Origin of the sequence: Amycolatopsis sp. NPDC050768 (assembly GCF_040654155.1) — a bacterium.
GTDB lineage: Bacteria > Actinomycetota > Actinomycetes > Mycobacteriales > Pseudonocardiaceae > Amycolatopsis.
Genome location: NZ_JBFAHL010000006.1, coordinates 416872 through 437039, shown reverse-complemented (window position 1 = coordinate 437039; position 20168 = coordinate 416872). Strand labels below are relative to the sequence as shown.

At 71.2% G+C, this 20168-nt stretch carries 20 protein-coding genes and 1 pseudogene; 14 read left to right on the top strand and 7 right to left on the bottom strand.

Annotation, left to right across the window (positions count from 1 at the left end; genetic code table 11):
• Positions 1–36: 36 nt before the first annotated feature.
• Complete coding sequence (gene pdxS / locus AB0H62_RS20675) at positions 37–951, bottom strand: pyridoxal 5'-phosphate synthase lyase subunit PdxS (protein WP_220241358.1); 915 nt, start codon at positions 949–951, stop codon at positions 37–39.
• A gap of 454 nt (positions 952–1405) precedes the next feature.
• Between pdxS and pdxT the strand changes: the two genes are divergently transcribed.
• From pdxT to AB0H62_RS20660, 3 genes are all read left to right on the top strand, one after another.
• Positions 1406–2065, top strand: coding sequence for a pyridoxal 5'-phosphate synthase glutaminase subunit PdxT (gene pdxT, locus AB0H62_RS20670; protein WP_220241357.1), 660 nt, complete (start codon positions 1406–1408; stop codon positions 2063–2065).
• 60 nt (positions 2066–2125) lie between these two features.
• Entirely contained in the window at positions 2126–2881 is a 756-nt protein-coding gene (locus AB0H62_RS20665) for a YebC/PmpR family DNA-binding transcriptional regulator (protein WP_354875664.1), read from the top strand.
• Between the two features lie 213 nt (positions 2882–3094).
• A complete protein-coding gene (locus AB0H62_RS20660; RefSeq protein ID WP_360587522.1) occupies positions 3095–3616 on the top strand; it encodes a DUF4262 domain-containing protein in 522 nt (173 codons plus the stop codon).
• A gap of 30 nt (positions 3617–3646) precedes the next feature.
• Here the strand turns inward: AB0H62_RS20660 and AB0H62_RS20655 are convergent, their stop codons facing one another.
• A complete protein-coding gene (locus tag AB0H62_RS20655) occupies positions 3647–4093 on the bottom strand; it encodes a cupin domain-containing protein (RefSeq protein ID WP_220241354.1) in 447 nt (148 codons plus the stop codon).
• 74 nt (positions 4094–4167) lie between these two features.
• Here AB0H62_RS20655 and ruvC point away from each other — a divergent pair, with 74 nt between their 5' ends.
• From ruvC to AB0H62_RS20615, 8 genes are all read left to right on the top strand, one after another.
• Complete coding sequence (gene ruvC / locus AB0H62_RS20650) at positions 4168–4809, top strand: crossover junction endodeoxyribonuclease RuvC (protein ID WP_255638075.1); 642 nt, start codon at positions 4168–4170, stop codon at positions 4807–4809.
• A complete protein-coding gene (gene ruvA / locus AB0H62_RS20645) occupies positions 4806–5402 on the top strand; it encodes a Holliday junction branch migration protein RuvA (RefSeq protein ID WP_220241353.1) in 597 nt (198 codons plus the stop codon). Before ruvC ends, ruvA begins: the two co-directional genes overlap by 4 nt.
• Positions 5403–5405: 3 nt before the next feature.
• The gene (gene ruvB / locus AB0H62_RS20640; protein ID WP_220241352.1) at positions 5406–6479 is read left to right on the top strand and encodes a Holliday junction branch migration DNA helicase RuvB; all 1074 of its coding nucleotides are present in this window, start codon (positions 5406–5408) and stop codon (positions 6477–6479) included.
• 144 nt (positions 6480–6623) lie between these two features.
• Entirely contained in the window at positions 6624–7046 is a 423-nt protein-coding gene (yajC, locus tag AB0H62_RS20635; RefSeq protein WP_220241351.1) for a preprotein translocase subunit YajC, read from the top strand.
• A 205-nt stretch (positions 7047–7251) separates the two neighbouring features.
• A complete protein-coding gene (gene secD, locus AB0H62_RS20630; RefSeq protein WP_360587518.1) occupies positions 7252–9015 on the top strand; it encodes a protein translocase subunit SecD in 1764 nt (587 codons plus the stop codon).
• Position 9016: 1 nt separating this feature from the next.
• Complete coding sequence (secF, locus tag AB0H62_RS20625; protein ID WP_220241349.1) at positions 9017–10270, top strand: protein translocase subunit SecF; 1254 nt, start codon at positions 9017–9019, stop codon at positions 10268–10270.
• Between the two features lie 5 nt (positions 10271–10275).
• The gene (locus AB0H62_RS20620) at positions 10276–10794 is read left to right on the top strand and encodes an adenine phosphoribosyltransferase (RefSeq protein WP_360587516.1); all 519 of its coding nucleotides are present in this window, start codon (positions 10276–10278) and stop codon (positions 10792–10794) included.
• A gap of 178 nt (positions 10795–10972) precedes the next feature.
• Complete coding sequence (locus tag AB0H62_RS20615) at positions 10973–13336, top strand: bifunctional (p)ppGpp synthetase/guanosine-3',5'-bis(diphosphate) 3'-pyrophosphohydrolase (RefSeq protein WP_220241347.1); 2364 nt, start codon at positions 10973–10975, stop codon at positions 13334–13336.
• On the opposite strand, the gene AB0H62_RS20610 is transcribed toward AB0H62_RS20615, so the two are convergent.
• Positions 13312–14175, bottom strand: coding sequence for an alpha/beta fold hydrolase (locus AB0H62_RS20610; RefSeq protein ID WP_360587514.1), 864 nt, complete (start codon positions 14173–14175; stop codon positions 13312–13314). The two genes, AB0H62_RS20615 and AB0H62_RS20610, sit on opposite strands and share 25 nt — an antisense overlap.
• Before the next feature lie 73 nt (positions 14176–14248).
• On the opposite strand from AB0H62_RS20610, the gene AB0H62_RS20605 reads away from it, so the two are divergent.
• Positions 14249–15028: an enoyl-CoA hydratase-related protein gene (locus AB0H62_RS20605; protein WP_360587512.1), complete on the top strand. Its 780-nt coding sequence runs from the start codon at positions 14249–14251 to the stop codon at positions 15026–15028.
• A 7-nt stretch (positions 15029–15035) separates the two neighbouring features.
• Here the strand turns inward: AB0H62_RS20605 and AB0H62_RS20600 are convergent, their stop codons facing one another.
• Together AB0H62_RS20600 and AB0H62_RS20595 are read right to left on the bottom strand one after the other, a co-directional pair.
• Positions 15036–15821, bottom strand: a complete 786-nt coding sequence (locus AB0H62_RS20600) for an aminotransferase class IV (RefSeq protein WP_360587510.1) — start codon at positions 15819–15821, stop codon at positions 15036–15038.
• Positions 15822–16709 (bottom strand): peptidylprolyl isomerase, encoded by an 888-nt coding sequence (locus AB0H62_RS20595; RefSeq protein ID WP_220241343.1) that lies wholly within the window; start codon positions 16707–16709, stop codon positions 15822–15824.
• 146 nt (positions 16710–16855) lie between these two features.
• Between AB0H62_RS20595 and AB0H62_RS20590 the strand changes: the two are divergent.
• Positions 16856–17430 (top strand): annotated as a pseudogene (locus tag AB0H62_RS20590) (MBL fold metallo-hydrolase).
• Positions 17431–17435: 5 nt separating this feature from the next.
• Positions 17436–18092 (top strand): hypothetical protein, encoded by a 657-nt coding sequence (locus tag AB0H62_RS20585; RefSeq protein WP_220241341.1) that lies wholly within the window; start codon positions 17436–17438, stop codon positions 18090–18092.
• Here the strand turns inward: AB0H62_RS20585 and AB0H62_RS20580 are convergent.
• On the bottom strand, positions 18064–18351 hold the full coding sequence (locus tag AB0H62_RS20580) for a hypothetical protein (protein WP_255638074.1): 288 nt from the start codon (positions 18349–18351) through the stop codon (positions 18064–18066). The genes AB0H62_RS20585 and AB0H62_RS20580 overlap by 29 nt on opposite strands.
• Positions 18352–18452: 101 nt before the next feature.
• Positions 18453–19772 carry a YibE/F family protein gene (locus AB0H62_RS20575; RefSeq protein ID WP_360587508.1) on the bottom strand — a complete coding sequence of 440 codons (1320 nt, stop codon included), beginning with the start codon at positions 19770–19772 and terminating at the stop codon, positions 18453–18455.
• Between the last annotated feature and the right edge of the window lie 396 nt (positions 19773–20168).

Genomic DNA, 20168 nt, shown 5'->3' with positions numbered 1-20168 from the left:
GTACTCGTGAAAAACCGGTGGTGAAAAACCCGGGGCTTACCAGCCGCGCTCGGCGAGCCGGTGCGGCTCCGCCAGCTCCTCGACGTTGATGCCCACCATCGCCTCGCCGAGGCCGCGCGAGACCTTGGCCAGCACGTCGGGGTCGTCGTAGAACGTCGTCGCCTTGACGATGGCCTCGGCGCGCTGCGCGGGGTTGCCGGACTTGAAGATGCCCGAGCCCACGAACACGCCCTCGGCGCCGAGCTGCATCATCATCGCCGCGTCGGCCGGGGTCGCGATGCCGCCCGCGGTGAAGAGCACCACCGGCAGCTTGCCGTTCTGCGCGACCTCCTTGACCAGCTCGTACGGTGCCTGCAGCTCCTTCGCCGCGACGAACAGCTCGTCCTCGGGCAGCGAGGACAGCTTGCGGATCTCGGCGCGGATCTGGCGCATGTGGGTCGTGGCGTTGGAGACGTCACCGGTGCCGGCCTCGCCCTTGGACCGGATCATCGCCGCGCCCTCGGTGATACGGCGCAGCGCTTCGCCCAGGTTGGTCGCGCCGCAGACGAAGGGGACGGTGAAGGCCCACTTGTCGATGTGGTTGGCGTAGTCGGCGGGCGTGAGCACCTCGGACTCGTCGATGTAGTCGACGCCGAGCGACTGCAGCACCTGCGCCTCGACGAAGTGGCCGATGCGGGCCTTTGCCATGACCGGGATCGAGACGGTCTCGATGATGCCGTCGATCAGGTCCGGGTCGCTCATGCGCGCGACGCCGCCCTGGGCGCGGATGTCGGCGGGCACGCGCTCGAGCGCCATGACCGCGACCGCGCCGGCGTCCTCGGCGATCTTCGCCTGCTCGGCGGTGACCACGTCCATGATCACGCCGCCCTTGAGCATCTCCGCCATGCCGCGCTTGACCTTGGCGGTGCCGGTGACGGACTGGGGTTCGGGGGTGGTCTGCTGCTCGGACACTTCGGGGGCCTTTCTCGGGACGGACTCCTGCACCTTCGAGCGTAGGGGTGTGGTGGACCGGTGAACCAGGCCAGTGCCCGGCTATCTCGGCAGTCCACTTTCCGAGTGGCCACCACCTGCGGATCCGGTCGCCGCGGGGCGGTGTCGGCCGCGTCACGTGCCGCCGGATCGACGCTGACCTGCGCCGGTGCCGACGGGGTATCCTGGAGGTACGGATGGGGGTCGCTTCGCGGATTCCCGGTGCTGTCCGGCCGGTGGGTGTCGTGAGCTCCGGCAAGATCCCCCTCGAGGTGGCCACTCGGCGACGTTTCGGGAAGGCCACTTGTCGGCGCCGGAGTCCGGTGGCCGGCCCGGTCCCTCGGGTGGGTGACAGCCGGCCGACCGCCCGCTGACCTGGCCGGAAGGCCCGCGAGGCGTCCCCCTAAGCTGAGCAGAACGTCTTTCGGGAGGTCGGGTGGCGACAGCTTCGGGAGCACGGCCGACAGTCGGTGTGCTCGCCCTGCAGGGCGCCGTGCGCGAGCACGTCGCGATGCTGGAGCGCGCGGGTGCGCACGCCGTGCCCGTGCGCCGCGAGGCGGAGCTGTCCGAAGTGGACGGCCTGGTGCTCCCCGGCGGGGAGTCCACCACCATGTCGCGGCTGCTGGAGAGCTTCGAGCTGCTCGAGCCGCTGCGAGCGCGGATCGCGGACGGGATGCCCGCCTTCGGCTCGTGCGCCGGGTTGATCCTGCTGGCGCGCCAGGCGCTCGACGGGCGCCCGGACCAGCAGCAGCTCGGCGGGCTCGACGTGGTCGTCCGGCGCAACGCGTTCGGCAGGCAGGTCGACTCGTTCGAGGTGGACCTCGACTTCGCGGGTGTCGAAGGCGGGCCCGTGCACGCGGTCTTCATCCGGGCCCCGTGGGTCGAGAAGGCGGGGGCGGGCGTCGAGGTGCTGGCCACCGTGCCGGCGGCGCTCGTGCCGGGAGACTCGGTGCCCGAAGATCCCGCGGTCGGTGAGCCCGAGGCTAGGATCGTCGCCGTCCGGCAGGGGTCGGTGCTGGCCACGGCGTTCCACCCGGAGATCACCGGGGACGAGCGGGTGCACCGGTTGTTCGTCGAGCTCGTGCGAGAAGCCTGAGCAGGGATTGCGGCGTGCGCGCGACGCGAGTCGGGGGTACGCGGAACAAATGGAGGAAAGATGAGCGGCCACTCCAAGTGGGCCACGACGAAGCACAAGAAGGCCAACCTCGACGCGAAGCGTGGCAAGCTCTTCGCCCGGCTGATCAAGAACATCGAGGTGGCCGCCCGGACCGGCACCGGCGGTGGGGACCCCGACGGCAACCCCACGCTCTACGACGCCATCCAGAAGGCGAAGAAGAACTCGGTCCCGCAGGACAACATCGAGCGCGCGCGCAAGCGCGGCGGCGGTGAAGAGGCCGGCGGCGCCGACTGGCAGAACATCACGTACGAGGGCTACGGGCCCAACGGCGTGGCGGTGCTGATCGAGTGCCTCACCGACAACAAGAACCGCGCCGCCATGGAGGTCCGGACCGCGCTCACGCGCAACAACGGCTCGCTGGCCGACCCGGGCTCCGTCGCCTACATGTTCAACCGCAAGGGCGTCGTGATCATGCCCAAGGGCGAGGCGAGCGAGGACGACGTGCTCATGGCCGTGCTCGACGCGGGCGCCGAGGAGGTCAACGACCTCGACGAGAGCTTCGAGATCGTCTCCGAGGGCGGCGACCTGGTGCCGGTGCGCAAGGCGCTGCAGGAGGCCGGGTTCGAGTACGAGTCGGCGGAGCTCACGTTCCTCCCGACGGTCTCGGTGCCGCTGGACGTCGACGGCGCGAGGAAGGTCTTCAAGCTGATCGACGCGCTCGAGGACTGCGACGACGTGCAGAACGTGTACGCGAACTTCGATGTGTCCGATGAGGTCATGGCTTCGGTCGACTGACGTCGGCCCACGGCGGGTTTCCCGCCGTGGCAAGGGATTTCGGCGGCACACCGAGAGTAGAGCGTGCCGGCGAACGGCCCCGGTCGAGCGCGGGAGAATCCGCGTCCGGCCGGGGCCGTTTCTCATGCGATCAGCGGAGCGTAGTCGGATTCCTTGCTGTGCCCGGAAATTCGCGGCTGTCGGTACTGGGCTCAGCCGCGCGGGTGCGGCACAATGACCGCCGTGACGACCTCAGCCCTCACCGCCGAAGAGCAGCGCCTGATCGACTGGATCGAATCCCAAGCGAAGGAACGGGGTAACGCGGTCATCGCGGTCCCGCAGGACGATCAAGGCGCCGGCTTCTGCTTCACCGCCTGCGCGTGGGCGCTGCACAACGTGCCGGAAGTCGTGGTCGTCGGCCTGCCCGGCGATCTGGGCCCGATCCTGCTCGACGCGTACGTCGACCGCGCGGCCAACGGCGAGATCTTCGAGGTCGGCAAACGCTACGACGACTTCTTCCAGGGCAGCGCCGTCGTTTTCGAACGCGTCGCCAAAGGCCACTACCCGGAGTACTTCGGGTCGGCGTTCCTCGTCTACCCCGACGGCGACTTCCCGGCGCTGCAGGTCGTCGTCGCCACGGCCGACGGGCACTTCCCCTGGCAGGACACGGCTCCCGAGGGCTTCTCCGAGTGGCAGCCGGTGCTCACCGAAAGCGGTGTGCCCGAGAGTTGGACCCCGGGCGTCGACGGGCCCTGATCACCGGCCCTGATCATCACCGGCCGCTGATCACCGCGGCAAGTCCCTGAGATCCGCTGCGGCGGCGGGAAACCGCGCGGCGAGCGTCTCGACGTCGGCGAACTCCACGCAGTCGTCGGTGTAGGGCGGCACCACCACGGTGCCGAGCAGAGACCACTCGCCCAGCGGTACCGTCGCCTGCCACGTCCCGGCGGGGACCACGACCTGCGGCCGTTCGCCCGCGGCGACGTCGGTGCCCAGCACCGGCCGCGTCACCATGCCGTCCGGGTGCAGGAGCAGCATCCGCCCCGGCGCCCCGGCGTGGTGCACGAAGATTTCGACGCGATCCAACCGGTGTGGCGCCGAGAACTGCGGCGCCACCAGCAGGTAGTAGATCGCGGACCCCTCTTCGGAACGCCAGCTCTGCGCGAAGAGGCCGCCTTCGACGGGCAGCGGCGACAGACCCAGGTGGCGGATGAATTCCGGTGGCTGCGGCATGGCGCCCATCCTGCCGGGCCCCGGCCCAGTAGCCTGCACGTCGAACGGATGTTCGTGCGGGCGAAGGAGAAGGTGTGCGGGTGCTCGGGGTCGACCCCGGTCTGACCAGGTGCGGTCTCGGCGTGGTCGACGGTGGCAAGGGCCGGGTCGTCCGCGCGGTGGCCGTCGGTGTCGTGCGCACCCCGCCGGAGGACGATCTCGCCCACCGGCTCCTCGGCATCGCCGACGAGGTCGAGGTCTGGCTGGACCGCTACAAGCCCGAGGCGATCGCCGTCGAGCGCGTGTTCGCGCAGCACAACGTCCGCACGGCCATGGGCACCGCGCAGGCGGGCGGCGTCGTCGCGCTGGCCGCGGCGCGGCGCGGGCTGCCGGTCGTGTTCCACACCCCGAGCGAGGTCAAGGCCGCGGTCACCGGGTCGGGCCGCGCGGACAAGGCGCAGGTCACCGGTATGGTGATGCGCCTGCTCAACCTCGAGGTGAAGCCGCACCCCGCCGACGCGGCCGACGCGTTGGCGCTCGCCATCTGCCACCTCTGGCGCGAGCCGATGCGGGTTCGCCTCGCCGAGGCCGAGGCGCGCGCGGCCGAGCTGGCCCGCGCGCACAAGGCCAAGCTGGCGGCCGCCGCGAAACAGGCGGGCGCCGCCACCCGCACCCCGGTGCGGCGCGCGGCCCGCCGGACCCCGAGCAAGCTGGACGACACTGGAGCACCCCGATGATCTCCTCCGTACGCGGTGAAGTGCTGTCCGTCGGCCTGGACCACGTCGTGGTCGAGGTCGGCGGCATGGGCTTCGCCGTGCAGGCCACCCCGGCGACGCTCGCGACGCTGCGCCGCGGCGAGCAGGTGCGGCTGCACACCGCGCTGGTCGTGCGCGAGGACTCGCTGACCCTGTTCGGGTTCGCCGACGACGACGCGCGCGAGCTGTTCGGCCTGCTGCAGACCGTGTCGGGCATCGGACCGCGGCTCGCGCTCGCCACGCTCGCCGTGCTGGAGCCCGACAAGCTGCGCGCCGCGCTCGTCGAAGGCAACATCACCGTCCTCACGCAGGTGCCCGGCATCGGCCGCAAGGGCGCCGAACGGCTCAGCCTCGAACTGCGCGACAAGGTCACCGCGCTCGGCGGCACCGGCGAGGTGCCGGCCGTGTCCGCGCCCGGCGCGCTGCGCGCCGAGGTCGTGGAAGCGTTGGCAGGACTGGGTTTCCCGGCCAAGCAGGCCGAGCAGGCGGTGGACCGCGTGCTGGCCGAGGGCGACGGGCACACCACCGCCACGGTGCTGCGCTCGGCGCTGGCCACCCTCGGGCGCAAGCGGTAGCCGATGGACCACGAAGTGACGGAGTTCGAAGCGGACGACGAGACACTCTCCGCTCTCTCGCAGAACGGCGAACGCGAGGTCGAGACGACCCTGCGGCCGCGCAAGCTCGACGAGTTCGTGGGCCAGCCCCGCGTGCGCGAGCAGCTGGAGCTGGTGCTCGAGAGCGCCCGCCGCCGTGGGGTGCCGCCCGACCACGTGCTGCTGTCCGGTCCACCGGGGCTCGGCAAGACGAGCATGGCGATGATCGTGGCCGCAGAGCTCGGCGCGGCCATCCGCATCACGTCCGGTCCGGCGCTGGAACGCGCGGGCGACCTGGCCGCGATGCTGTCGAACCTCGCGCCCGGCGACGTGCTCTTCATCGACGAGATCCACCGCATCGCCCGGCCCGCCGAGGAGATGCTGTACCTCGCGATGGAGGACTTCCGCGTCGACGTCGTGGTCGGCAAGGGGCCGGGCGCCACGAGCATCCCGCTCGAGATCGCGCCGTTCACGCTGGTCGGGGCCACCACACGGTCGGGCTCGCTCACCGGGCCGCTGCGCGACCGCTTCGGCTTCACCGGCCAGATGGAGTTCTACACCGACGCCGAGCTGGAGCTCGTCGTGCGCCGCGCCGCGACGATCCTCGACATCCCCATCGACCGTGACGGCTGTTCGGAGATCGCCCGCCGCTCGCGCGGCACGCCCCGGATCGCGAACCGTCTGCTGCGCCGCGTCCGCGACTACGCGGAGGTCCGCGCCGACGGCAACGTGACCATTGACGTCGCCCGGGCGGCGCTGAAGGTCTACGACGTGGACGAACTGGGCCTCGACCGGCTGGACCGGGCCGTGCTCAGCGCGCTGACCCGCTCGTTCGGCGGGGGACCGGTCGGCATCTCGACGCTCGCCGTCTCCGTCGGTGAGGAGGCGACCACGGTGGAAGAGGTGTGCGAGCCCTACCTGGTCCGCGCGGGTATGCTCGCCCGCACTCCGCGTGGCCGGGTCGCGACCGCGGCCGCGTGGGAGCACCTCGGCCTGGTGCCGCCGCCTGAGGCAGGGCGGCCGGACCAGGGCGGTCCCTCGTTGTTCGACCAGGGCTGACGGGGACGTCGGACACCGGCCGGCGGGAGCGCAACGGACGGTGGGTGCTGGCGATTTCGCGAGCACCTGGCACACTCGAAGACAGCACATCCGTCAAAACCGGACGTAAGCACCGACGACGTGACGTCCGTCGAATGGAGAGTCATGAACAACTTACTGCTGCCGTTGCTGCTGCTGGTCGTGGTGGCCGTGCCGCTCGTCCTCGGTACCCGCAAGCAGAAGAAGCAGCAGGCAGCCCAGCAGGACCTGCAGAAGAGCATCGCCCCCGGCGACCGCGTGATGACCACCTCGGGTCTCTACGGCACCGTCGCCGACGCTTCCGGCGACGACACCATCGACATCGAGATCGCCCCGGGCGTCGTCACCACGTGGCTGCGAATCGCGGTCCGCGAGAAGGTGCAGCCGGCCGTCGAGAACGACGAGACCGAGGTGGAGACGGACTCCGACGACACCGTCGGCGGCGTCGCTTCGACCACCGCCGAGGCGCCGGCCCAGGAGTCCATCGAGGACGAGGGCGAGAAGTCCGGTGCGCAGATCGCGCCCCCGCTGGAGCACGGCAAGAAGTGACCTGCTTCTTCCCCGGGCAGTGACACGCGCGTAGCCGACGAAAGTCGGTACGGGCGAACGCAGGGCTCACGCAGCACCGAGTACTGTCTCGGTGCTGCGTGCGTGTCCGCCGCCATAGTCATGCCCAGCAGCGTGCCGGGAGCACCGTCCCGGCTCGCTCACCGAACCAGTTGGGGTCCACCCAGTCCGAGGAGACCGAAGCACCGTGGCACCATCGGCCGGGCATCTCCGCCCGGGACGCTATCTCGCCTTCTTCGCCCTGATCGTGGTCGTGCTCTACGCCCTGGTGTTCTTCACCGGCAGCGGCAAGGCCACGCCGAAGCTCGGCATCGACCTGCAGGGCGGCACCCGGGTCACGCTCACCGCGCGGACGCCGGACGGCGGCCAGCCCACGCGAGACTCGCTGAACCAGGCGCGCCAGATCATCGAACAGCGCGTGAACGGCATCGGTGTCGCCGGCACGGAGGTCGTGCTCGACGGCAACAACGTCGTCATCACGGTCCCGGGCGCGCAGGGTGACCAGGCGAAGTCCCTCGGCCAGACCGCGAAGCTCGGCTTCCGCAAGGTCATCACCTCGCAGCCGAACGCCCCGGCCGCGCCGCCCGCCTCGGGCAACCCGGCTGCCCCGCCGGCTTCGGGCACTCCCTCCACGCCGCCGTCCTCCGGTGCGCCCTCGGCCCCGCCGTCCGCCACGGGCGCGCCGTCGAGCACGCCGAACGGCGGCGGTGGCGCGGCCGGTGCCTCGGCCCAGCAGCCGCCGAGCACCACGCCGTCGGCTCCGCCGGCTTCGAACACGCCGGCGGCCGGTGGCCAGGCGCAGACGCCGATTCAGCAGGCGCAGGCGATCCGGCAGAACCCGGACCTGGCCTCGGACGACCAGGCCAAGGCGCAGGCCGCGCAGCAGGCCGCGCTGGCCTCGCTCACCTGCGCGCCGAACGTCGCCGACCCGCTCGAGGGCAACGACCTCTCGGACAAGCCGCTGGTCGCCTGTGGTGACCAGGACGCGACGAAGTACGTGCTCGGCCCGCAGTTCCTGCCCGGCACCGAGATCTCCGGCGCGAACTCGGGCTACGACCAGCAGCGCGGCCAGTGGATCGTCGACCTGACGTTCAACGGCACCGGCAGCAAGACCTGGGGTGACTTCACCGCGGCCAACGTCGGCCAGCAGGCCGCGTTCGTGCTCGACACCCAGGTCGTGTCCGCGCCGACCATCCAGGGCGCCATCCTCGGCGGCAACACGCAGATCACCGGGCAGTTCACGCAGGCGACCGCGAAGAACCTCGCCGACGTCCTGAAGTACGGCTCGCTGCCGCTCTCGTTCGACTCGTCCGACGCCACCACGGTGTCGGCGACGCTCGGTTCCGCGTCGCTGCAGGCGGGCCTGCTCGCCGGCGCGATCGGCCTGATCGTGGTCTTCATCTACTGCCTGATCTACTACCGCCTGCTCGGCATCCTGACGATCCTGTCGCTGGCGCTGTCCGGCCTGCTGGTCTACGCGGTGCTGGTGCTGCTCGGCCGGTGGATCGGGTACACGCTCGACCTCGCCGGCATCGCCGGCCTGATCATCGCCATCGGCATCACGGCGGACTCGTTCGTCATCTACTTCGAACGGCTCAAGGACGAGATCCGGGAAGGGCGGACGTTCCGGTCCGCGGTGCCGCGCGGCTGGGCTCGCGCCCGGCGCACGATCCTGGCGTCCGACGCGGTGAGCTTCCTCGCCGCGGCGATCCTGTACGTGATCGCGGTCGGCGACGTGCAGGGCTTCGCGTTCACCCTCGGCATGTCGACGGTGCTCGACCTCGTGGTGGTCTACCTCGTGACGCACCCTGTGGTGGCGATGGTGTCCACGTCGAAGTCGACGTTCCTGTCCAACCCCCGCAACCTCGGCCTCGGTGCCGTCCAGCGCCTGGCCTCGGAACGCAGGGCGTCTCGGCCCGCCGTCGGCCGCACGAACGTGAAGGAGGCCTGACGTGGGCGTCGAAGACCTGGGCACGGACGCCGAATCGGGCGCCGGCAAGGCCACCCCGTCCGGCAAGAAGGAAAGCGTCTTCCACCGGCTCTACGTCGGCACGGGCGCGTTCGACATCATCGGCAAGCGCAAGCGCTGGTACATCTTCTTCGCGGCGCTGGTGCTCGTCTGCATCGGCTCGATGTTCATCCGCGGCTTCAACGTCGGCATCGAGTTCGAGGGCGGCACGCAGATCCAGCTGCCCGCGCACGGCGCGCGCGGTGACATCAGCACTTCGCAGGCGGCCGAGTCGTTCACCAAGGCGCTGGGCGAGCAGCCGTCGGAGACCCAGCGCGTGGGCACGGGCAACGCGGCCACCATCCAGATCCGCTCGGAGGCACTGCCGGCCGACCAGGTCGCGAAGGTGAAGCAGCAGCTGTTCACCGACTGGGCGCCGATCGGGGCGGACAACCAGGCGAGCGTGCAGGCCATCAGCGACAGCGCGGTGAGCGCGTCGTGGGGCGACGAGATCTCGAGGCAGGCGCTGATCGCGCTCGCGGTCTTCCTCGTGGCCGTGGTGATCTTCCTGGCGATCTACTTCGACACCCGGATGGCCGCGGCCGCGCTGATCTCGCTGATCCACGACATCGTGGTCACGGCGGGCGTGTATTCGCTCGTCGGCTTCGAGGTCACGCCGGCGACGGTGATCGGCCTGCTGACCATCCTCGGGTTCTCGCTGTACGACACGGTGGTGGTGTTCGACAAGGTCCGCGAGAACACGCGCGGCCTGCTCGGCCTCACCCGCCGCACGTACCCCGAAGCGGCGAACCTGGCGCTGAACCAGACGCTGATGCGGTCGTTCAACACGGCGTTCATCGCCCTGCTGCCGATCCTCGGCCTGCTCATCGTCGGGTACATCCTGCTCGGCTCGGGCACGCTGCAGGACCTGGCGCTCGTGCAGCTCACGGGCACGCTGGTCGGTGTGCTGTCGTCGGTCGCGCTCGCGACGCCGCTGCTGGTCGACCTCAAGATGCGTGAGCCGCAGTACCAGCAGCAGGCACAGCGCGTCGCGGCCCGCCGGGCCAAGGCCGCCGCTCGCGAGGCCGCGGGCGAGGACTTCGACGCGGCGGACGACGACGCCCTGGCCGCCGAGCTCCGCAAGGAGAAGGCGATGGCCGCGGCGGCCGGCGTTCCGGCCCGCACCCCGAAGGCGCGCCCGCAGAACAAGCCGCGCCGCACCGGTGGCGGCGTGTCGTCGGCGAAGCGGAAGCGCTGAGCCGGATGGAGCTGGAGAAGGCCCTCGGCCTGATCGCCGAGGTGCCGGACTTTCCCGAACCCGGCGTGCTGTTCCGCGACCTGAGCCCGCTCTTCGCGGACGGCCCCGGGTTCGCCACGGTCGTCGACGCCCTGGCCGGCACGCTCAGCCCCGGGGTTGAGCTGCTGGCCGGCGTCGAGGCTCGCGGGTTCCTCCTCGCCGCGGCCGTCGGGTACGCCCGCGGCCTCGGCGTGGTGCTCATCCGCAAGCCCGGCAAGCTGCCGTCGGTGGCCGGCCGGGTCGACTACGCGCTCGAGTACGGCACCGCCGGCGTGGAGCTGCCGGCCGGCGTCGTGCACCCCGGCCGGCGCGTCGGGGTGATCGACGACGTCCTCGCCACCGGTGGCACGGTCGCCGCGACGGCCAAGCTGCTCGAAGACGCCGGCGCCGTGGTCGACGGCGTGTCGGTGGTGCTGGAGCTCGCGGCGCTCGGTGGTCGTGGCGTGCTGGCGGGTCGCCGGGTCGAAGCGCTGCAGGTCGTCTGATCCCGCGTCACCAGCGCGAACGGCCGGGAAGCCGGGACGCTCGCGCGGCGTTGAACAACGTGTGGTTCCGCCGGTGCTCGGCGGCGCGCCGTCTGCCGATCGGACGTAGGCGGCGAGGCCACGCGGCCGAGCGGCTACCCTGGGGGTTCGAAGGCCGCACGAGCAGCAGGAGGTGCGGGTGAGCCAAGAGCTCGACGCCGCGGTGCCCGCCAAGCCGGTGCCCGCGAAGGATGGCTCCGGTGCGCGTGGTGCGCAGTCGGTGCCGCCGCCGAAGGCGAACGGGGCCGCGCCCAACCCGTCGGCGACCCGCCGGGTGCGGGCCCGTCTGGCTCGCCGGATCACGGCCCAACGGGCCGCGCCCGTGAAGCAGGTGCTCGAGCCGCTCGCCGTCATCCACCGCGAGCTGCACCCCAACGCCGACCTCGCGCTGCTGCAGCGCGCCTACGACGTCGCCGAGGAGCTGCACCGCGACCAGCGGCGCAAGTCCGGCGACCCGTACATCACGCACCCGCTCGCCGTGGCCACGATCCTCGCCGAGCTGGGCATGGACACCACCACACTCGTCGCGGCGCTGCTGCACGACACCGTGGAGGACACGGGCTTCTCGCTCGACCAGCTGAAGGCCGACTTCGGCGACAAGGTCGGCGAGCTCGTCGACGGCGTCACCAAGCTGGACAAGGTCAAGCTCGGCATGTCGGCCGAGGCCGAGACGATCCGCAAGATGGTCATCGCCATGGCGAAGGACCCGCGGGTGCTGGTCATCAAGCTGGCCGACCGGCTGCACAACATGCGCACCATGCGCTTCCTCCCGCCGGAGAAGCAGGCCCGCAAGGCCCGCGAGACGCTGGAGGTGCTCGCCCCGCTGGCCCACCGCCTCGGCATGGCGACGGTCAAGTGGGAGCTCGAAGACCTCGCGTTCGCGATCCTGCAGCCGAAGAAGTACGACGAGATCGTGCGCCTGGTCGCCGACCGCGCGCCCTCGCGCGACACGTACCTGCGCAAGGTGATCGCCGACCTCACGGGCAACCTCGTGTCGTCGCGGATCACCGCCAAGGTCGAGGGCCGGCCGAAGCACTACTACTCGATCCACCAGAAGATGATCGTGCGCGGGCGCGACCTCGACGACATCCACGACCTGGTGGGCGTGCGAATCCTCGTGGAGGACGTGCGCGACTGCTACGCCGCCATGGGTGTCGTCCACGCGCTGTGGCAGCCGGTGCCCGGGCGGTTCAAGGACTACATCGCCCAGCCGCGCTTCGGCGTGTACCAGTCGCTGCACACCACCGTGATCGGTCCGGACGGCAAGCCGCTCGAGGTGCAGATCCGCACGTACGAGATGCACCGGACCGCCGAGTACGGCATCGCGGCGCACTGGCGGTACAAGGAAACCAAGGGCACCCACAGCGGGAACTCGATGGACGTTGACGAGATCGCGTGGATGCGCCAGCTGCTCGACTGGCAGCGCGAGGCCGCGGACCCGGGTGACTTCCTCGAGTCGCTGCGCTACGAGCTGGCCGCGCGCGAGATCTTCGTGTTCACGCCGAAGGGCGACGTGATCACGCTGCCGGCGGACTCGACGCCGGTCGACTTCGCCTACGCCGTGCACACCGAGGTGGGCCACCGCTGCATCGGCGCCCGCGTGAACGGCCGTCTCGTGGCTCTCGAGCGCAAGCTGGAGAACGGCGAGAACGTCGAGATCTTCACCTCGAAGGCGGAGAACGCCGGCCCGAGCCGCGACTGGCTGCAGTTCGCCGGGTCGCCGAAGGCGCGCGCGAAGATCCGCCAGTGGTTCGCGAAGGAGCGCCGCGACGAGGCGATCGACGCGGGCAAGGAGGCGATCACCAAGGAGATCCGCAAGGTCGGGCTGCCCATTCAGCGGCTCGTCTCGGCGGAGTCCATGGGCTCTGTCGCCAAGGAGCTGCGCCACGGCGACATCTCCTCGCTGTACGCGGCCGTGGGGGAGGGCCACACCAGCGCGAAGCACGTGGTGCAGCGGCTGGTTGCGCTCATCGGCGGCGTCGACGAGGCGGAGGAGGAGCTCGCCGAGCGGGCCACGCCGTCCACGGTTTCGCGGCGGCGCGGGTCCAACGACGTCGGCGTCATCGTGAAGGGCGCCAGCGACGTGTGGGCCAAGCTCGCCCGTTGTTGCACCCCGGTGCCGGGCGACGAGATCCTCGGGTTCGTCACGCGCGGCGGTGGCGTGAGCGTGCACCGCACGGACTGCACCAACGCCGAGGACCTGCGCACCCAGCCCGAGCGGCTGGTCGAGGTGGAGTGGGCACCGTCGTCCTCGTCGGTGTTCCTGGTGGCCATCCAGGTCGAGGCGCTCGACCGGCACCGGCTGCTGTCGGACGTCACCAAGGTGCTGGCCGACGAGAAGGTCAACATCCTCTCGGCGTCGGTCACGACCACGCGCGACCGCGTGGCCGTGAGCCGGTTCTCGTTCGAGATGGGCGACCCGAAGCACCTCGGTCACGTGCTGAAGGTGGTCCGGGGCGTCGAGGGTGTGTACGACGTCTACCGGGTCACGTCGGCTTCCTGATCCTCGAACCACGAGCGGAGCGCTTCGGTCACTTCGGCGGGGCGCTCCATCGGGGGCAGGTGGCCGGTGTCGGGCAGGTCGAGCCGGGTCGAGCCGGGGATCTCCTGCTCGAACTTGTCGGCCAGCTCCAGCAGGCCTGAGCCGTCTTCTCGGCCGATGACCACCAGCGTGGGTGCGGTGATCTCGCCGAGACGGTGACGGCTGTCGGGGACGTCCTCCGTCCACTTCGGATCGGTCCACTCGCGGCGGTAGACGCCCTCGCACATTTCGAGGGCGCGGGCGTAGAAATCTTGGGCGACGTCCGATTGTGTCCGATGTGGACCGACGACGAGATAGCGGACGTTGGCGTCGGCGATGGCTCGGACGTCTGCCTCGTCGATGTGGTCGGCGGTGTGGTCGAGGTAGCGCTTGAGCTTCTCGAGCGGCACCGCGGCGAGCATGGCTTCGCGGCTGTCCGACGCCATGGGCTCGGGCCAGTCGTGCCCGGACAGACCGGCGCCGATCAGGGCGATGCTCGTGACGCGCTCGGGCGCGGCGAGTGCGGTGTCGAGGGCGTAGGCGCCGCCCATCGAGGAGCCGGCGAGCGCGGCGCGGTCGATGCCGAGCGCGGACATGAGCGCGAGCAGGTCGCGGTGGTGGGAGACGTTGCCTTCGGCCGCCTGCGAGTCGCGGTGGCCGCGGCGGTCGTAGCGGATCACGCGGTGGTGTTCGGCCAGGGCCGCGAACTGGTGGTCCCACATGCGCCGGTCGGCGAGCCCGGCGTGCACGAGCACGACGGGCGGGCCCTCGCCGGCCTCGTCGTAGCCGAACCGCACGCCGTCGACCTCGATCATCCCCATGGGTGCCACGCTAGCGCGGGGAGCTGGTCACAGACGCGGGTTTCGCGCAGGGCGATCCCGCTAGGGTGCTGGCATGACCGACGGATTCGAGTTCACGCGCGACGGCGAAGTCGCGCGGCTGACGTTCGCCCGGCCGGAGAAGATGAACGCCATCACCTACGGCATGTGGTCGGCGATCCCGGACGTCGTGGCCGAGGTCGAGGCCGACCCGGCGCTCAAGGTCCTCGTGCTCACGGGTGCGGGCAAGCACTTCTCGGCCGGCGCCGACATCAGCGAGTTCCGCGACCTGCGTTCCACCGCCGACGGCGCGGCCACCTACGACAAGGCCGTCGACGGCGCCGTGGCCGCCCTGACCTCGATGCGCAAACCGTCCGTCGCCATGATCCAGGGCAACTGCATCGGCGGCGGCTGCCAGCTGTCGGTGGCGTGCGACTTCCGCTTCGCCTCGGAAGACGCGCGCTTCGGCATCACGCCCGCCAAGCTGGGCATCGTCTTCCACTTCGACTCGACGCGCTTGCTGGTCGCCCTCGTCGGCCCCGCGAACGCCAGGTACCTCCTGCTGTCCGGCGAGCTCATCGACGCCGTGCGCGCCCGCGAGATCGGCCTCGTCAACGACCTCCACGCCGCCGAAGGCCTCACCGCGGCCACCGCGGCGTTCGTGGACACCCTCTGCTCCCGCTCGCAGGCCTCGATCCGCGGCATGAACCGCATCATCGAGAAGATCGTCGCGGGCCGGCAAACGCCCGACGACGAAGTGGACGCCATCCGCCTCGCCGCACTGCACGGCGAGGACTACGCGGAGGGCGTCGACGCCTTCCTGAACCGCCGGCCGCCGAAGTTCACGCACCGCTGAGGGGCGCTCAGATCTCTTCCCAGGGCACGCTTTCGTACGCCTCGGCGAGCAGCCGCGCGGCGGCGGGGTCGTTGCGCAGCGCCACACCGTCGACGGACGCGACGGGCCGACCGACGGTCTCGGAGTTGGTGAGGAAGACGGCGTCGAAGCCGGGGAGCTCGCGGGGATGGACCGGGCGGGTCACCTGCGCGACCCCGGCGGCGCCGAGCCGTTCCTTCAGCAGCAGGTAGGTGATGCCCGGCAGCACCGCGGCTTCCGGCCACACCACGGTGTCGCCCTCGAGGAACCCGAGGTTCCAAATGGACGCTTCGCTGAGGTGTCCACTGTGGTCGATGAACACCGCGTCGTCGTAGCCCGCGAGCACGGCCTGGCGCGAGTGGTGGACAAGCCCGAACGTGCCGGTGTGCTTCACCTCGGGCAAGTCGCGCTGGTATCGCACCGACCTCAGCCGGATCGGGTCGGCGACGTGCTCGTGCGGGGGACCGGTGCGCACGAGGATTTCGGGCTCCATGACGGGAGCTTCTTCGCTGGAGCGGGACGCGATGAGCACGCGCACGGACAGCGCGCCTTGCCCGGCAACGAGCTTGCGGACGTAGCCGCGGACGAGGGAGAGGTCGAGTTCGCCGCCGAACAGCAGCGAGGTGCTCGTGGCCAGCCGCGTGAGGTGCAGGTCGAGGCCGCGGACCCGGCCGTCGCGCACCTGCATCGCGGTGAAGTGGCCGTAGCCGCCCAGAACGCGAGCGAGCTGAACGGCGCCGGGTTCAGCGCCGTTCAGCTCGAACGGGAAAGACACTCAGGCCGCGACGTTCACGGCCGTGAACTTGACCTGCTGCTTCGGCTCACCGGTCGCGCCGTCCTGGCCGACGGTGCCGATGCCCGTCTTGGCGATCGCGTCGAGGACCTTGAGGCCGTCGTCGGAGATGCTGCCGAAGATGGTGTAGTTCGGGGGCAGCTCGGCGGTGCCGTAGACCATGAAGAACTGGCTACCGCCCGAGTTGGGCTGGCCCGTGTTGGCCATGGCGAGGATGCCGCGGCCGTACTTCTCGCCGTCGATGAACTCGTCCGGGATGGTGAAGCCGGGGCCGCCGGTGCCGTCCGCGTTCACGTCGCCCTTGGCGTTCGGGTCGCCGCACTGCAGCATCTGCAGGTCGGTGACGCCGAGGCGGTGGCAGATCGTGTCGGTGTAGAAGCCCTGCTTCGCCAGGCTCACGAACGCTTCGACGGTGCACGGCGCCAGCGCGCGGTCGAGCGTGATCGGGATGTCGCCGACGGTGGTCTTCATCGTGATGTCGACCTTGCCCTGCGACGACACGTTCTTGCCGTCCGGCGCCGTGGTCTTCTTCGGCGGCGGCGCGCTCTGCGTGTCGGCCGGGTACGCGCACGTGGTCGGGTTCGGCAGGGCCTTCGGCCGCGTCGGCAGCGCGGTGCGCTGCGTCGGGATCTGGCCGACGGTCGGCACCGGCGGGGCCGAGCTCGACGGCGGCGGGCTGGCGGCCGCCGTCGTGTCGTCGCCACCGCCGCTGTTCACGACCCACACGACTACCCCGGCCACGATGAGGACGACACCGCCGACCACTCCAGCGCCCACGATCTTGCGTCGCTTGGCCCGGTCCCGCCGGCGCTCGATCTGCCGCTCGAGTTTCCGCTTAGCGGCTTCACGGCGCTGCTGGTTGGTCGCCACCCGCCCTCCAGTTCAGGCTCGATGTCACACGTCTGAGGTAGCGGCAGTGTATGGGCACAGCCTGTGAGGACTCTGTACAGGGGCCGCTAGTCTCGATCCGATCGTGATCAGCGCCGCTTCGCCAACGCCGGGACAGGAGGGGTTTGGTGCTCGTCGTCGGGTTCGCCGCAGGGCCGCTGCGCGCGAACTGCTATCTGCTTGCCCCGGCGCCCGGCGGCGAGTGCGTGGTCGTGGACCCCGCGCAGGAGGCCGCAGAGCCGCTCGCGGCCGCGCTGGCCGAGCACGGGCTCACACCGGTCGCGCTGCTCGCCACCCACGGTCACCCCGACCACGTCGCCGGCGCCGCCGGCCACGACCTCCCGCTGCACTTGCACCCGGCCGACCGCGAGTGGTTCGCGGGACCGTCGGTGCCGCTGGCCGAAGGCCCGCTCGAAGTGGCGGGTCTGGCGCTCGAGGTCGTGGCCATGCCCGGCCACACGCCGGGGTCGGTGGCTTTCGCCGTGCGGGCGAGCGAAGGTGGCAGGCTGGTGCTCACGGGGGACACGCTGTTCGCCGGGTCGACGGGCGCTCCGACGACTCCGGCGCCGAACTGGAGAGATCGTTGCGCACGAAGCTGCTGACCCTGCCCGACGACACCGTGGTGCTGCCGGGCCACGGGCCCGCCACGACCATCGGGCGCGAACGCGCGACCAACCCCGCGCTCACGGCGGCGGAGGCGTGACGGGCATGACCGAGCAGGACGGCGTCAAGGGCGCACCGGAACGGCTGCCGCTGTTCGCCGAGGATGTGAAGCTCACCCGCCGGCGCGCGTGGTCCGGCTTCATCGGCGCGGTGATCGTGGCCGCGGCGTTCGGTGGCATCGCCGGGCTGATCGGCGGGCAGCTGGCGGGGCTGATCGTCGCGGTGGTCGTGGCGCTTCCCTTGCTGTACATCGTTCTCTACACGCTGCGCCGCCGGGTCTGGCTCGAAGGCACGACGCTGGTCGTGCGTACGTGGGGCATCCGGCGCATCGGGCTCGTCGAGGCGGAGCGGCTCGACATCGTGATCGGCGACGTGCGCGGCACCCGCACGGTGAGCCTGCTCGTGAACGCGGGCAAGCGGCGCAAGACCGTGAAGGTCGACCTCGCCGTGTTCGCCGGTACAGGCGGGCGTGAGCTGGGCGCGCTGCAGCTGCGCCGGGTCGCCGACGCGCTGCTGAACAACACCGAGGCCAACGGGCTGGTGTTCTCCGAGCTGCTGGTGGCGGAGCTGCGGTCGGAGGCGCGTGGCGACGCCGTGGCCGAGCGGCCGCTGTACCGGCTCGCGTCGGCGGCCCCGGCCGGGCGTTACATCCAGCGGTTCCCGATGGAGGCCGTCAGCCGCTTCGTCGCGACGCTGGAGTGACCGCTGGAGGGACGCTGCACTTCGACGTTTCCTCCGTGCTGTCGACGCGGGCGCGGATCTGCTCCACCTGGTCGGCGAGGTCCGGCAGCTCCTCGGCGACGTAGGCGAGCAGGCGCTCGAGGTGGCGCAGCGTCGCCCGCACGTCGTCGAGCGCGCTCGCGATCCGCGGGACGGCCTCGGCCGCCTCCAGCAGCGCCGCGAACAACCGCCGGACCAGGTGCACGGTGACCCGCGGTCCCGCCAGTACGGCTGAGAACACGACCCCTCCTCGGGTACGGATGTACTCGCCTCGGTCGCGGACTTCGTACCGCAGCCATCGGGTCCGGTTCCGGCCGGGGTTCGCTCGTGTTACTGGTGTGACTAAGGGGTATTCGTGGTGCTCACGAGGTGGTCGACGGGCTCGCGCGCCGCGATCAGCGCCGCCAGGATCGTCGTCACCGGGACCGCCGCGACGATGCCCACGGACCCCGCGAGCGTGCGGATGATCTCCGACGCGATGTCCTCGCTGCCGAGCAGCGCGCCGAGCCCGACGCCGGAGATCGACGAGTACAGCAGCACCGGCAGCGCGGCGCCGGCGTAGGCCATCACGAGGGTGTTCACGGCCGAGCCGACGTGGTCCCGTCCGATGCGCAGACCCGAGCGGTAGAGCTCCCGCCAGCCCAGCGACGGGTTCGCGCGCCGCAGCTCCCAGACGGCGCTGGTCTGCGTCACCGTCACGTCGTCGAGGACACCGAGCGCGCCGATCACGATGCCGGCGAGCAACAGGCCGCGCGCGTCGATGCCGTGGCCGAGTGAGCCGATGAGCGTGGACGTGCTGTCGTCGAGGCCGGTGAGCGAGGCGCCGACGGAGAAAATCGCCGACAGGACGCCGATCAGCGCGAGGCTGACGAGCGTGCCGAGCACCGCCACCGACGTTCTCGCCGACAGCCCGTGGGTCAGGTACAGCGCCACGAACATGATCGCGCCGGCGCCCGCGATCGCGACCACCAGCGGGTTCTCGCCGGCGAGGATCGAGGGGAGCACGAACAGCACGATCACCACGAAGCTCAGCACCAACGCAACGAGCGCCGCGAGCCCCTGCCAGCGGCCGAGCACGAGCACGGCGAGGGCGAACAGCGCGGCCAGCAGCACGAGCGGCGTGCCGCGCTGGAAGTCGACGAGCTGGAACGACGACGGGTCGGTGGCGTTGCCGCCGTTGTAGGCGAGGACCACGTTGTCGCCGGTGGAGAAACGCGGCGTGCTCGGCTCGATCGGCACGATGAGGCGCAGGGGTTTCCCGTTGCCCGGGCCGTCGGTCATCGTCAGGTCGACGGTCTGGCACGGCTTCTGGTCGGGGTCGGTGTCGGCGCCGACTTGCACCTGGCCGTTCGCGAGGCACGGCCCCGTGGCGGTCGCCGTGATCGACGCCTGCACCGGCGTGCCCTGCGGCACCACACTCGTCGGCGACGCTTTGCCCCACGGGTACAGCACGACCATGCCGACGACCGTCGCGAGGGCGAGCGGGACGAGCAGCCAGATGAGGAGCTTGCGGACGCGGGTGGAGGCGGGGGCGGCGGGGCCGTGGCTGTGGCCGTGCCCATGACCGTGGCCGTCCGCTTGCGCGGCGAGGGCGGCGCGGAGGCCCTTGCGCGCGGCGGGTTCGGCGGCGTCGGGGGGTTCCGGCGCTTCGTCCGGGCTCACGGCGGTGCGGGGGCGGCGGCCGGTGGGGGGAGGCGTGTCGCCGGTGCGACGGCCGGCGGTCGGCCAGGCGCCGTCGGCATCCGGTGAGGAGGGTTCACTTGTGGTGCGCGAGATTTCGCCGTCTCGGCGCGCTTGCCCCTGGGTGCGGCGGGAGGGCGGCAGCGGAGTTTCGCCTGTGCGGCGCGATGTTTGGCCGCCACGGCGGCCGGTCGGCGGTGGAGTCTCGCCGCGACGGCGTGGGGGGAGCGGGGTTTCGCCCGTGTGGCGGCCGGCGGACGCCGGGGTTCCGTCGGCGTGGTGCGACGGCAGCGGAGCTTTCCCGGTTCGGTCGGCCCGCGGGGTGTCCGCGGTGCGGGCACTTGCCGGGGGTGGCGTGTCTCCGTTGCGGCGGCCGGC

Coding starts and splice junctions, on each gene's coding strand:
- ruvB (WP_220241352.1), top strand. CDS start 5,406: ATGGACCACGAAGTGACGGAGTTCGAAGCGGACGACGAGACACTCTCC.
- ruvA (WP_220241353.1), top strand. CDS start 4,806: ATGATCTCCTCCGTACGCGGTGAAGTGCTGTCCGTCGGCCTGGACCAC.
- AB0H62_RS20610 (WP_360587514.1), bottom strand. CDS start 14,175: ATGGGGATGATCGAGGTCGACGGCGTGCGGTTCGGCTACGACGAGGCC.
- AB0H62_RS20660 (WP_360587522.1), top strand. CDS start 3,095: ATGACCGCCGTGACGACCTCAGCCCTCACCGCCGAAGAGCAGCGCCTG.
- yajC (WP_220241351.1), top strand. CDS start 6,624: ATGAACAACTTACTGCTGCCGTTGCTGCTGCTGGTCGTGGTGGCCGTG.
- AB0H62_RS20620 (WP_360587516.1), top strand. CDS start 10,276: ATGGAGCTGGAGAAGGCCCTCGGCCTGATCGCCGAGGTGCCGGACTTT.
- AB0H62_RS20605 (WP_360587512.1), top strand. CDS start 14,249: ATGACCGACGGATTCGAGTTCACGCGCGACGGCGAAGTCGCGCGGCTG.
- AB0H62_RS20655 (WP_220241354.1), bottom strand. CDS start 4,093: ATGCCGCAGCCACCGGAATTCATCCGCCACCTGGGTCTGTCGCCGCTG.
- AB0H62_RS20585 (WP_220241341.1), top strand. CDS start 17,436: ATGACCGAGCAGGACGGCGTCAAGGGCGCACCGGAACGGCTGCCGCTG.
- AB0H62_RS20665 (WP_354875664.1), top strand. CDS start 2,126: ATGAGCGGCCACTCCAAGTGGGCCACGACGAAGCACAAGAAGGCCAAC.